The sequence below is a fragment of the Actinomadura alba genome, from assembly GCF_014323705.1.
Lineage (GTDB): Bacteria > Actinomycetota > Actinomycetes > Streptosporangiales > Streptosporangiaceae > Actinomadura_C > Actinomadura_C alba.
The window spans coordinates 1-12,306 of record NZ_JABVEC010000028.1; the positions used below are offsets into that span (position 1 = coordinate 1).

A 12,306-nucleotide genomic window follows, 5' to 3' on the forward strand; every position below is an offset into this window, starting at 1 on the left:
TCACCTCCGCGACGAACGCTTACTCCCGGCTGAGGGCCCGGCACCCGGCTGCAGGAGCCGCAGGCGGAGGTGGGCCGGGCCGCGGACGAGGATCTCGTGGCGATGTTCCTCGCGTGTCGCAGTGCGCCGCGACCCTTTGCGGACACCGACCCACTCCGATGCGTTCCGCTCCTAGCCACACCCGATGACGCGCCCGATTTCGCGCGACACGTAACTACTTCAGTTGACGTACTTCAAGCGAAGTGATGTACTCGAAGTACTTCAGAGCGAGGAAGGAGTGCGAGATGCGTCAGAACCCGGCCCGCCGGGCCGCGCTGCTCGACGGCGCCATCGAGGTTCTCGCCCGCGAGGGGGCCCGCGGCCTGACCCAGCGCGCCGTCGACAAGGAGGCGGCGGTGCCCATCGGCACCGCGTCCAACTACTTCCGCAACCGCGACGATCTACTCGTCCAGGCCGGCGCCCGCGTCTACGAGCGGCTCAGGCCCGGAGAGGACACGCTCACCGAGATGTTCGACCAAGCGCGGGACGCCGCGTCGTACGGCGCGATGCTGCGGGAGAGCGTCGGCAGGGTCGCCGCCTTCCGATCCGGGCACCTGGCGCTACTGGAGCTTCGGCTGGAGGCCACCAGAAGACCGGAGCTGCGTACGCTGCTCACCCAGCGGGTCCGCGCCGACATCGACGAGAATCTCACCCGCCACGAGGCCGCGGGCCTTCCCGGCGGCGCAACCGCCGTCCTGCTGATGTACCTGGCCATGAACTGGCTGATCGTCGAGCAGCTCACACTGCCGGATGTCTTCACAGACGCCGAGCGCGACGAGCTGATCACGCGGGCAGTGGAGCGCATCGTCGCTCCGTTCTCCACCGCCACGAAGTGACACCCCGGTGGCGCCCGCCCCCGGGCGGCGCACCCCGCCACCGTCCACTGCGACCGATCAACGAAGGACTCCTTGTGCGCAAGCTCGTGTACTTCATCGCCTCCACCCTCGACGGCTTCATCGCCGGTCCCGACGGCTCCGACCCCAGCGGCCCCGGCGGCTTCTGGTCCCCGTCCGAGGACTACATCCAGCACCTCATCGAGGAGTACCCCGAGACCCTGCCGGGGCCGGCCCGGGCCGCGCTCGGTGTCACCGCCGAAGGCATCCGCTTCGACACCGTCCTCGAAGGCCGCAAGAGCTATGAGATCGGCCTCGCGGTCGGCGTGACCGACGCCTATCCTCACCTCAAACACCTGGTCTTCTCCCGGACGCTGACCAAAAGCCCAGACCCCGGCATCGAACTCATCGCCGACGACCCGGTGGCGGCCGTACGAGAGCTGAAGCGCAACGGCGGCAAAGACATCTGGCTCGTCGGCGGCGCGGAACTGGCCGGCGCACTCTACGGCGAGATCGACCGCGTGATCATCAAACTCAGCCCGCTCACCATCGGCTCCGGCATACCCCTCTTCGGACGGACCACAGTCTTCGCGCCCAACGCCTGGAAGCTCATCGACCACACCGTCCTCAAGAGCGGAGCGGCCTTCCTCACCTACGACCGGCGCCCCGGCACTCCGCAGTCCTCCAGCAGGTAGACGCAAGGGGAACACAACCCCACACGGTGCATCGGTGCGGGATCGAGGCGAGCCTCGGCCCGCACCGTTTGCTGTGCGGGGTCGTATGTCAGGTGGAGGCCGAGCTTGGCGTAGAGGCTTGCCTGGACGCACTACGGGAGACCAAGTACCCGTCCGCCACCACCACATCGCCGAAGGACAACCGACCTCGACGAAACCGACGGAAACCTCGCGCACGCCCTGTTCGGCCGACTCACCACGGGGTTGCTGTGAGGCGACAAGGCCCTCACCGCATGGTCGTGTGTCGTCTCCGGATGTGGATCACAGCTGGGATGACACTGGGTGCGCCCGGCCTCTGGGTCGAGATGAGGAGTGTGTGATGATCCGTCATTTCACCGCGTCCGCCGTCATCGTGGCCGACGGTCATGTCCTGCTCATCTGCCACCGCAAAGGCGGCGGCCACGCCGCAGCACGCCCCTTACCCAGCGGCGCTCGCCGGCCCGCTGAGCACGACATCTTCCCTGATCCAACTCGCCGATGGTCCCCGTGACCATCGCAAGCGGCGCAAAGCCGCCGAGTCACCGGGAGCGCATCGCGGTAGATGCCGCGCGGGTGTCGGCGCCCCTGCGCGGCAACCCGCGGTACGTACGGTATTTCTTCGCGAATCAGATCTCCAGCGCGGGTACGGCGATGGCTACGGGAGCGGTCGCCTACGCCGTCTTGACGACAGGAGGGGGCGCGGCCGGGATCGCGATGGTGTTCATGGGACAGATGGTCGCCACGATCGTAATGTCGCCGATCGGCGGCACCCTGGCCGATCGTCTCCCGCGTGTCCGTGTCATCGTCATCGTGCAGATCATCGTCGGCGCGCTCGTCGCCTTCCAGGCCGGCCTAATCGCTGTTCGCCAGGCCGGGGTTGCCAATCTCGCGCTGATCGCGGCGGCGGTGAACGTGGCGGCTGCGTTCTCCAGCCCTGCCCGTGTCGGGCTCGTGAGCGCTCTCGTCCCCAAACAGCAGCTCCCCGAAGCCAACGCACTGGCCGAACTCGGTCACTACGCGATCATCATGACCGGCCCCGCGGTGGGCGGCTTTGTGGTCGGCGTTGCGGGTCCTGCCTGGGGCGTCGGCTGCAACGCGGTCAGCTTCTGGCTGTCGGCGGCCTTGATGCACGGGATCAAGGCGCCACCGCTGGAGCGTAAGCCCCAGCGGTTCCTGGCAGACGTGGCCGAAGGATGGGGGGTGGTCAGCCGCACCCCGTGGATCGTCACCAACGTCCTCGGCAGCGCGGGCATGGTGTCGTGCTGGCACGTCGCCTACGGCATCGTCGGCCTCACCTACGTGCAGACCCATCTCGGCGGCCCCGCCTCTTGGGGGCTGGTCGCCTCCAGCCTCGGTACCGGCATGGTCGCCGGATCCCTCATCGCCTTAGCGTGGACCCCGCGCCGAGCCGGCTACGTCAATTGCATCGCCACCACACCCATGGCGCTCCCCGGCCTGTGCATGGCCGCCGGCATGCCCCTGCCGGTCATCATGGGAGCGGTCGTACTGGCCGCTATGGGCCTGTCCATCGCCGCGGTCACGTGGCGCAGCCTGATCCAGCAGACGATCCCCGATGCTCAGCAGGGCCGGGTGGCAGCCTGGTTCAACTTCGGTGAGATCGGCTTCACCCCGATCGCCTATCTGCTGGTCGGCCCCTCTGTCGCCGTCCTTGGGCTGCGAGGCACGCTGCTGGCCTGCGCCATCGGCATTGTCGCAGCCACTCTGGCGCCGCTCGCACATCCCGACGTCCGGCAACTGACACTGCTCCAGACACCCGAGCCCCCACTGTCAGCCGCAACGTCCACCGCTGCTGTGTCTTCCCCAGACAGGAGAGCCAAGAATGCCCGACCTCACCCAAGTTCACCCCTGCGATCTGGTGACCACGCCTGACGGAACGCAGGTCGCCATCGATGCGGGCATCCTGCCGCTGATCCGCATCCTCTGGGGCCGAGGCTGGTCAACGATGGGCTCATGTCAGGACATGGGAGAGGCACACGCACGTGGCGGTGCCCCGGGCGGTGAACGCGCCGGGGCGTTCTTCGCCGGGTACGCCTGGCTCAGGATGCCCAACAACGATGCCGGCGCCTTCTTAGCGGAACTGGCCACCGACGCGGCGTTCACTGGGCGGCTGGACCGCTGGACGCACCCGGACGGCTGGTACGCCTACTGCCTCCACGGAGCGGCCGGCCTCTACAAGAGCACGCAGATCTACTTTCCCGCACGGCAGCTCGACCAGGTGCTGGACGTCCTCGACCGGCCGCCGGCCGCCCAGTGACCGTCACCGGGGCCCAGCTGCTGCGCGGCAACAACGCCTACCGGCATTACTTCCTCGCCAGGATCACCTCGGTGGCGGGCGGTTCGGTCGCGCCGATCGCGCTGGCGTACGCGATTATCGAACTCGGCGGCGGGGCCACCGGTATCGCGGTGGTGCTCGGAGTCGAGTACGGCGTGTGGATGCTGATGATGCCGCTGATGGGCATCCTCGCCGACCGCACCCACGACCTGCGGAACCTGCTGATCGTCTCCCAGCTCCAAGCCGCTGGGTTCCAGTTCATCGAGGCCGCCCTGATCCTGTCCCAGGCCGCGCAGGTGTGGTCTTTATCGGTCGTGGCCGCGGGAGGAGCTGCGGCGGCGTCGATGTCGGGGCTGGCCGGTAACCGGCTGCTGGCCCAGATCGTGGCACCCGAACACCTGGTCACCGCCAACGCGACATTCCGCACCGTGCAGATGAGCGTGGCCACCGCCGGGCCCGCTGCGGGCGGCTTCCTGGTCACGTTGGTAGGCCCCGGCTCAGGGATCTTGTGGGATGCCGTGACCTTCCTCGCGGCGGCGGCCTGGTTCGCCCGGCTCCCCCACGCCCCCGCCGCCCCAAGAGGCAAGCCTCAAGCCGGTCTCGCTGAGGGCTGGAGGGCGTTCACGACGCGGACATGGCTGCTGGCCTTGGTCGTCTCCGAAGGCATCGGGAACGCGGCGTTCATGTCCGCCTTCATCATCGGGCCCGTCTACGCCCAGCAGAACCTCGACGGAGCAGCGGACTGGGGATTGATCAACGGCTGCCTCGCCGCGGGCAGCGCCCTCGGCGCCTGGCTCGCCGGCCGCACCAACCTGCACCGCGCCGGCCTGATCGTCACCGCGAGCTCAGCCGCCTTCGCCCTCGGCCCCGCCGCCATGGGACTAGGACTCGGGCTACCGGTCCTGGCCGGCGCCGTACTCCTCGGCGGCGCGCTGGCCGGACCAGGCGACATCGCACGCCGAACACTCCCCCAAGTGAAGATCCCCAACCAGCAGCTCGGCCGGGTCGACGGCCACACCCTGCTGATCGAAAGCCTGCCCATACCCATTGCCTACGCCCTCGCCGGCCCAGCAGCCGACCACTTCGGCGCCCAGCCCGTCATCGGGGCCTGCGCCGTTGCCATGGTCACGGCAGCACTCGCACCGCTGTCCCTACGCGAAGTACGACACCTGCGGCTGACCACCGCCACCTGATCAACCCGGCCGGCGCAATGCCGTGATGAGTCGAGAGATCACGCGGGAGCAACTCCAGGACAGCCCCTCGGATCAACGGTCCGTGCGGGGCCGTGTTGCGCTCTTCCCGCACGGACCGTCTGGGTACTAGACGCCGAATGCCGTCGGGTAGCGGATGGTGCCGGCGGGGACCGGACACGCGGGATCGAACGCGAGCGCCATCATGTACTCATCGGAGACGTCGAACGGTGGCCGGATGGCATAGCCCGAGGCCGGGGTGAAGCCGAAGCGGGGATAGTACTCGGCGTGGCCAAGGACGAGCACGAGGTTCTCGCCTTGTTCGCGGGCGGCTCGCAGGGCGGCGTGGATGGCGGCCGAGCCGGCGCCCTGCCTCTGGTAGTCGGGCCGGACGGCGCATGGGCCCAGGGCGAGGGCGGGGACATCGCCGACATGGCACCGGCTGAGTAGCGCGAATCCGGCGATGGTCCCGTCGGGGGCCTCGGCGACCCAGGACAGGCCGGGCAGCCATGCCGACGGGTCGGCGCGCAGAGCCTCGACCAGGTCGGCCTCTTCGGAGGTGGGAAAGGCGGCGAGGTTGACCTCGCGGATCGCTGTGAGGTCGGCGTCGGTCTCGGCGCGGGTGATCCAGGCGGTGGTCATGGCGGTGTGCGGGTCCGTTTCCGTACTGGTGGAGGAGTGGGTCTGCGGTCGCAGGATGTAGCCGGTGTATTGGTAGTCCGTGCCGTGCTCACGGCGTATCGCGATCTCTTGCCGGGTGGCCGCGACGGCTTCGCGCATACCGGCCACGGCCGTGTCGGCCGAGTCGGCGCGTTCGGACAGCGGCGTGTAGTACTCGTCGAACCAGTCGCTGTCTGGGGGCGAGTGGATTGCGGCGACGGAGTACCCGGCGTCCCGCGCCGCAGTGACGTTGCGGTCCCCGGTGCGCAGCCGGTAGTGCTGGTCCCAGAATGCCCGCGCCTCGGCGGAGGGGGCGGCGGTGGTCCATTCGCACTCGGTGAGGACCAATGTGCCGGTGGGGGTCAGCAGCCGCTGCCAAGAGCGCAGCGCGGTGTCGAAGCCGATGTGGTAGGCGGATCCTTCGGCCCAGATCAGGTCGAAGCTTTCGTCGGCGAAGGGCAGGTCGGCCATCGACAGCCGGATGGTGCGGATGGCGTGGCCGAGGCCGCGGGCGGCGGCGGCCTGGGTCAGTTCGTCGAGGAACGGCTGGTGCAGGTCGATCGCAATGACCTCGGCGGCAGCCTCCTGAGCCAGCAGCAGTGCGGCTCGGCCGGGCCCGCAGCCGATGTCCAGTACGCGGGGACGCGCTGGCAGCGGGCCGGCCAGCGCCAGTAGGCGGCGAGTGGTCGCGTCTGAGCCGGGGCCTTGGCGGGGCAGGCCGTGGTGCAGGGCGAAGAACGCCTCGGTGATCGCGTTGTGCGGAATGTCGGTCACGGTGGTGGCTGGTTCCTCGATGGAGTCGCGGGGGCGAGAGGCCGGTTCAATGTCGCCGGTGGTCGACGGGATGCGGTCGTTCACGATTGCCGGTCCCGGAACTTGTAGGTCGCACGCAGATGACCGGTGATGGCTTTCTGCCGGTTGGTGCGCTCAGCGCGTAGTCGAGCATCGTTGCGCGAGGCCGCCCAGGTGTTCTCGCGTTGCAGTTTGCGGTGGCTGCGCAGGCGGCGCTCGGTCAGCTCGCCGGCCTGGATGGCGTCCTGAACCGCGCAACCGGGCTCGGTGTCGTGGCCACAGTCGCCGAAGCGGCAGTCCTGGGCAAGACGTTCGATCTCGGAGAAGACCTGTTGCAGGCCGTCGGCGGCGTCGTAGAGGCCGATCCCGCGCAGGCCAGGGGTATCGATGAGCACACCACCGCCGGGAAGAAGGACCAGCTCGCGATGGACGGTGGTGTGGCGGCCCTTGCCGTCTTGTGCCCGTACTGCGCCGGTGGCGAGAACGTCTTCGCCGAGCAGGACGTTGCCCAAGGTGGACTTGCCCGCCCCGGAGGGCCCGAGCAGGACCGTGGTCCCGCTCAGCAGAGCGGTCAGGACATCCATGTCCTGACCGGTGGCCGCGCTGGTGGTCACGATGTCCACGCCCGGGGCCAGCGCGCGGACATCGGCGTGGACGGCGTCGGCGTCGGCTGCCAGGTCCGCCTTGGTCAGGGCGACCACCGGCCGAGCGCCGCTGTCCCACGCCAGGGCCAGCAGCCGTTCCACCCGGCCGGCGTCCAGCGGGGCGGCCAGGGAGACGGCGACGACGACGGTGTCGATATTGGCGGCGAGCACCTGCCCATGGGAGGAGCGAGAGGCGGAGGCCCGCACGATCGCGCTTCGCCGCGGCAGCAGGGCCACCAGTTCCGGATCCGACGACGGGCGCAGGGCAGCCCAGTCGCCGGTGCAGGGCGCGAGTAGTGGGTCGGTGGAATACAGCGCCGATAGGGCGGCCCGCGCCGGGCCGTGCTCGGTGACCGCATCGCACAGACCGCGATCCACACGCACGATCCGAGCCGGCGTCAAGCCGGCCCTACGGTGTTCAGCGAAGGCGCTGTCGAGCGCTTCGGTCCATCCGTACTGGGACAGGTCGACGTCGGTTGAGAAGGAGGAATCCGTGAAGGGAGATTGCAACGTGAGACACCTTGCGGGAAGGGGCCCCGACGAGACGCAGATACCACCCCGCCGCGCGAGCCAGGCGGCTCACGGCGAGGGGAAGAAGTGGGTCAGACCGGGGCCCGGGACGTGAGGATTGTCCGGGCGCTGCACACGGCAGCGGTCTTCACCGCGGTCATTAACCTCACCTCCCTCTCATCCGGTAATCCAACGCCAACGTTCAGCAGAGTAGCACTCCCACAGGGCTACCGATCTCATCGCCGACCACTGTTCCGTTGTTTCCTCGCGGCGGCCCGACGGGCGCGGGCAGGATGCGGTGCCGGAGAGCGCACCACGTGCCATCGTCCGGTCGGCAAGGTGCTCGTGCTCGTCGCTGCCGGGCTCCGCGACTGCGTGCGACACTCATGCCACGGTGATGGGGTCGCTCGTCCCTTCGCTGGGAACTCCGGTGGCCGCGCCTGCGGCCCGTCGTAGGGCTGCGGTACGGAAGCGAGCGATCAAGCCGTGCCGGGGGGCGACACACCAGCAGATCAGGAAGAACGCGGTCACGACCAGCACGATCATGCCGCCGGCGGCGACGTTGAGGGAGAAGGACAGGTACAAGCCGGTGATGGACGCTCCTCCCCCGATGATCGGACCGAGGATCATCATCACACCGAGCCGGTCGGTGAGCAGACGCGCACATGCGGCCGGGGTGATCAACAGCGCTAGGACCAGGATGTTGCCGACAGCCTGAATCGATATGACGATGGCGATCGTCACCATCGCGTACAGCGCGATGTCGAGGGCAAACGTCGGCAGCCCGGCGGCCCGCGCCGTCTCGCGATCGAGGCCGACCGCGACCAGTTCCTTGTTCAGCACCAGGGTCACCAGCAGGAGCAGGGCTCCGGCAACGGCCACCGTCGCCACGTCCCCGTCGCTGATCCCGAGGATCTGGCCGAACAGGAACGATTCCAGTGATCCGCTGTAGCCGGGGGCGGTGCTCAGGATGACGATGCCGAGGCCGAAGGCGGCGGCGAAGAACACGCCTATGACGCTGTCCTCCTTCAGCCGGCGGTTCTGTGAGAAGACCGCGACCAGCAGCGCGGTGATCAGGCCGGCGACCGCACCTCCGAGGGTGAGGTTCCACTGGAACACGAAAGCGACGGCGACGCCGGGAAATGCCGAGTGCGCCACCGCATCGCCGATGAACGCCATCCCCCGCAGCACCACGTGGCTGCCGATGACACCGCAGATGATTCCCGACATCGCGGCGACCAGGAAGGCCCGCTGCATGAACACGTGCTCCCACGGTGCGGTGAGGAAGTCGCTGACCGCGCTCATGACGTCGCTCCGAGGGAGTCCAGGAACCGTTCGGACTGGGTGATGCCGAACGCTCGCAGCCAGACCGCCGGGTCGCGGAGCTCACTCGGCGGTCCGTCGGCGATCACGGTCTGGTTGAGCAGGCACAGCCGTCCGCACATCGCGGCCGCCGCCGCCAGGTCATGCGTCGTCATGAGCAGTGCCTTGTCCTTTCGCAGGTGCTGGAACAGCTCGGTGAGCAGCTCCTGTGTCGGGACATCGAGCCCGGTGAACGGCTCGTCGAGGAGCAGCAGCCTCGGCCGGAGGGCCAGTGCCCGCGCGACCAGGACGCGCTGGCGCTGTCCACCGGACAGCTCGCCGAGGGGACGCCGGCGCAACGCGGTCAGGTTGACGCGTTCCAGCGCTTCGTCCACGGCTTCGCGGTCCGCTCGTCCGGGGCGGCGCAACCGGCCGATGCGGTGGATCCGGCCGCTCATCACGGCCTTCTCCACCGAGATGGGGAAGTCCCAAGCGAACTCATGGCGCTGCGGGACGTAGCCGACCGTGCCACGGGCGGCGGCCGGCGGCGCGCCCTCGATCCGTATCCGGCCGGAGGAGGCTGGGATGAGGCCCAGGACGGAGCGCAGCAGGGTGGTCTTGCCCGCGCCGTTCGGGCCGATCAGACCCACCAGCTCACCTCCGCCGACCCGCAGGCGCACGCCTGCCAGGGCCCGCCGCCCGCCCAACTCCACGGTGAGGTCATCAACGGCAAGAACCGGCTCGGTCATTCACGCGTCCTTTCCCGGAGCGGCGGGTACGGCGTCGCCCGCCCGGCGCGCCGACCGCACAGCCGACATCGCCACGACCGTGACGACCACGACGACCAACCCCGCTCCGCCGATGAGGGCCCACGCCCACATCGGCAAGGGAGTGCCGGTATCGCCGGAACCGTCCTCGTCCGAGGTACCGGCCACTGGAAAACCGGGTGGCGGCGCGGCGTCGAACGCCGCGGTGGCGTCGCCGCCGCCCACGAAGACGCGCAGGAGCCTGCGGTCGTTCACTTGCCGCCCGTCGAGCGTCCGCCCGCTCATGTCGATGTCGAGGAGGTAGGTTCCCTGCGCCGAGAACGCCCAGTTCCCATGAACGTGGGTGTTGACGTCGGTACCCGTCTGCTGGGGGTACGGCCTGGCACTGTCGAACAGGATCTGCGGTGCGCCGAAGTCGCCATTGGCGAAGAGGACGAAGTGCCCGGGACCGGTCACACCGCGCAGCGTCCAGGTCACCTCCCGATTGATCGTGGTCGCCACCTGGGGGTCCTGAGTGTTCCAGCCGGGCCACAGCACGCCCTGTTTCTGGACCTGTGGCAGCACCCACACCTGCGCGCCGGGACTACCGAGGAACGCGAACGTCCTGTCGCCCGGGACCTCCACCTTGGCGGCGTCGGCGACCTGCAGGACTACATCGTTCAGATTCCGCCACACCGGTGGACGGACGGTGTCGTCGCGTACCTGGATCGTCCACTTGCCGTCCAGGAAGCGCGGGCCCATGTCGACGTGGCCGTCGCCCACCACGGTACGTCCGGTGGCGGTCGACTCATCGGGCCGCACCGAGCCGCCGATCGTGGAATCCACGGAGGGGCTCGGCGTGGGCGCCCCCGACTCCCCCGACGCGCCCGTCGCGGGCAGGGCGGCCAGGATCGCGAGGGCCAGTGCCGCTGCCAGGCGCAACCGCCTCACCGCTGTGCTCGGCATCATTTTCCTCCCAGGCACTTACGCAACTCGGTGGCGTTGTGCCGCATCATGGCGACGTAGTCGCGGGCGTCGTCGTCGAACGCGTCGCCGTAGAGCTTGCAGACTCTGACGTTCTGGTCCTTGGCCACCTGGCTGAGCACCTTCGCCCGCGCGGCGAGGTTCGGCTCCATGAACACCGCGGGTACTCGTAGATTGCGGATCGTCTGGGTGAGCTTGGCGACCTGCTCTGCGCTGGGCTCCTGGGCCGGGTTGGGCACCACGAACCCGGCGACCGTCATGGAGTAGGCCTTGGCCAGGTAGCCGAAGGCGTCGTGCGTGGTGATGAGCTGCCGACGGTCGGCTGGGATCTGAGCCGTCTGCTCTCGTACGAACGTGTCCAGCTTGTCGAGCTCGGCGAGATAGGCACGGGTGTTCTGGTCATAGCCAGATGCGCCGCCGGGGTCCTGCTTTTTCAGCGTGTCGCGGATCAACTGCACATATGCCTTGACGTTCTTGACGTCCTCCCACAGGTGGGGATCGATCTCACCGTGTACGTGCTTGCCGATCACCGCCTGCGGGAGCTGGTGGAGTCGGCTGCCGGGTTCGCCTAGAAACGAGAACGCCGCGTTGCCGGGAACCTTGTCCAGAGCGCGGTTCGGCACATCGATGATCACGTCTCCGGCCGGTACCTCCTTCTGGGGTCCCTTGGCGGCCTGGGTCCCCGTGACGGCGATGTCGGTATAGGCGTAGAGGCGACCGCTGTCGAGATCCGCCGCGATGTCGGTGTGCCCGTCGTCGAGGATCGTGGCCTTGTCCGCCCCATCGACCGTGTGCGGATCGACGCCCACAGCGAAGGTGAAGGTGCCCTTCCCGATCGGCGCCGGCTCGGCGCTCCCGTTGCGCAGCGCGGCCTCCAGGGTCAGCCGGTAGACCCCGGGTTTGGAGAAGGCCCAATTCACATGAGTGTGCGCCGCCGGCGGAAGGGTGGCGACATCCTTGCCGTCCAGCCCGTCGGCGGAGTTGAAGTAGACGTTGGGCTGACCGAGTGTCTCGGTGAGATAGACGGCCAGCTCGCCGGGCCCCTCGAGCTTGGTCGCGGTGAGCTGGACGTCGGAGGTTCGCGTCGCCCCACGCTGTGCGCCCTCGCCGCGGACGGCGAGTCCCAGCCAGAGCACGTCCAGGCCGATGTTCTCCACCAGCGGGATGACTGTGGCGCCGTAGGTCTCCGCGGCCTCCGCCAGTGACACGTTGGGGGCGCCCTTGCGTACGTTGGAGTCAATGGTCTTGATCAGCGCGTGTTCTTCGAGCAGCAGATGATTGGTGAAGGTCGCGTCGGCCTTGGCGACCTTGGCCGCGTCGGTCGGCGTCGGATCGTACGAGTGCGGGTCGCCACCCGAGGGGACGAGCGAATCCACCTGAACGCGCTCTCGCCCCACGTTCTTCACCAGGTCGGCCAGGATCTCGGTCGTGGTGACCACCTTCAGCGCCGCGCTGGAGCCGTCCTGGCCACGGGCGCCGCTGCACCCGGCGAGAGCGACCATGGCGAGGGCCAGGATTCCCGCACCCGCTCTCGCGGTCCGGAGCGGAACATGCATCGAGGTTTCCTCCGAACGAAGAAGGATCGCGTACGTGCGTGGGC

General features: G+C 68.8%; 11 protein-coding genes and 1 pseudogene. 5 read left to right on the forward strand and 7 right to left on the reverse strand.

What is annotated here, in order from left to right; all coding sequences use genetic code 11:
* The first annotated feature begins 284 nt into the window (after positions 1–284).
* From HKK74_RS28915 to HKK74_RS28935, 5 genes are all read left to right on the forward strand, one after another.
* A complete protein-coding gene (locus HKK74_RS28915; RefSeq protein WP_187246541.1) occupies positions 285–875 on the forward strand; it encodes a TetR/AcrR family transcriptional regulator in 591 nt (196 codons plus the stop codon).
* 74 nt (positions 876–949) lie between these two features.
* Positions 950–1,567: a dihydrofolate reductase family protein gene (locus tag HKK74_RS41610; protein ID WP_187246542.1), complete on the forward strand. Its 618-nt coding sequence runs from the start codon at positions 950–952 to the stop codon at positions 1,565–1,567.
* A gap of 516 nt (positions 1,568–2,083) precedes the next feature.
* Positions 2,084–3,475, forward strand: coding sequence for an MFS transporter (locus tag HKK74_RS28925; protein ID WP_222722861.1), 1,392 nt, complete (start codon positions 2,084–2,086; stop codon positions 3,473–3,475).
* A complete protein-coding gene (locus HKK74_RS28930; RefSeq protein WP_187246544.1) occupies positions 3,462–3,860 on the forward strand; it encodes a hypothetical protein in 399 nt (132 codons plus the stop codon). The genes HKK74_RS28925 and HKK74_RS28930 overlap by 14 nt, the downstream gene beginning before the upstream one ends.
* Positions 3,857–5,071, forward strand: a complete 1,215-nt coding sequence (locus tag HKK74_RS28935; protein WP_187246545.1) for an MFS transporter — start codon at positions 3,857–3,859, stop codon at positions 5,069–5,071. The genes HKK74_RS28930 and HKK74_RS28935 overlap by 4 nt, the downstream gene beginning before the upstream one ends.
* 126 nt (positions 5,072–5,197) lie before the next feature.
* Here HKK74_RS28935 and HKK74_RS40325 read toward each other — a convergent pair whose 3' ends face one another.
* The 7 genes and pseudogenes from HKK74_RS40325 to HKK74_RS28965 all read right to left on the reverse strand — a co-directional run bounded on the left by HKK74_RS40325 (position 5,198) and on the right by HKK74_RS28965 (position 12,262).
* Positions 5,198–5,710, reverse strand: coding sequence for a GNAT family N-acetyltransferase (locus HKK74_RS40325; protein WP_246492100.1), 513 nt, complete (start codon positions 5,708–5,710; stop codon positions 5,198–5,200).
* Positions 5,711–5,917: 207 nt separating this feature from the next.
* Positions 5,918–6,586: pseudogene (locus HKK74_RS40330) on the reverse strand (class I SAM-dependent methyltransferase); the annotation flags it as partial.
* Complete coding sequence (rsgA, locus tag HKK74_RS28945; protein WP_312881884.1) at positions 6,583–7,542, reverse strand: ribosome small subunit-dependent GTPase A; 960 nt, start codon at positions 7,540–7,542, stop codon at positions 6,583–6,585. The gene rsgA and the pseudogene HKK74_RS40330, both read right to left, overlap by 4 nt.
* 516 nt (positions 7,543–8,058) lie before the next feature.
* Entirely contained in the window at positions 8,059–8,979 is a 921-nt protein-coding gene (locus tag HKK74_RS28950; RefSeq protein WP_187246547.1) for an anchored repeat-type ABC transporter permease subunit, read from the reverse strand.
* Positions 8,976–9,725 (reverse strand): anchored repeat-type ABC transporter ATP-binding subunit, encoded by a 750-nt coding sequence (locus HKK74_RS28955; protein ID WP_187246548.1) that lies wholly within the window; start codon positions 9,723–9,725, stop codon positions 8,976–8,978. The genes HKK74_RS28950 and HKK74_RS28955 overlap by 4 nt, the downstream gene beginning before the upstream one ends.
* Positions 9,726–10,691, reverse strand: coding sequence for a TIGR03773 family transporter-associated surface protein (locus tag HKK74_RS28960; RefSeq protein WP_222722862.1), 966 nt, complete (start codon positions 10,689–10,691; stop codon positions 9,726–9,728).
* Positions 10,688–12,262, reverse strand: a complete 1,575-nt coding sequence (locus HKK74_RS28965) for an anchored repeat ABC transporter, substrate-binding protein (RefSeq protein ID WP_187246549.1) — start codon at positions 12,260–12,262, stop codon at positions 10,688–10,690. Before HKK74_RS28965 ends, HKK74_RS28960 begins: the two co-directional genes overlap by 4 nt.
* Positions 12,263–12,306 lie beyond the last annotated feature (44 nt).

Bases quoted from the DNA above. Each gene is read 5' to 3' on its own strand.
- HKK74_RS28915 (WP_187246541.1), top strand. From the start codon at position 285: ATGCGTCAGAACCCGGCCCGCCGGGCCGCGCTGCTCGACGGCGCCATC.
- HKK74_RS28925 (WP_222722861.1), top strand. From the start codon at position 2,084: ATGGTCCCCGTGACCATCGCAAGCGGCGCAAAGCCGCCGAGTCACCGG.
- HKK74_RS40325 (WP_246492100.1), bottom strand. From the start codon at position 5,710: ATGACCACCGCCTGGATCACCCGCGCCGAGACCGACGCCGACCTCACA.
- HKK74_RS28950 (WP_187246547.1), bottom strand. From the start codon at position 8,979: ATGAGCGCGGTCAGCGACTTCCTCACCGCACCGTGGGAGCACGTGTTC.
- HKK74_RS28955 (WP_187246548.1), bottom strand. From the start codon at position 9,725: ATGACCGAGCCGGTTCTTGCCGTTGATGACCTCACCGTGGAGTTGGGC.
- HKK74_RS28960 (WP_222722862.1), bottom strand. From the start codon at position 10,691: ATGATGCCGAGCACAGCGGTGAGGCGGTTGCGCCTGGCAGCGGCACTG.
- HKK74_RS28965 (WP_187246549.1), bottom strand. From the start codon at position 12,262: ATGCATGTTCCGCTCCGGACCGCGAGAGCGGGTGCGGGAATCCTGGCC.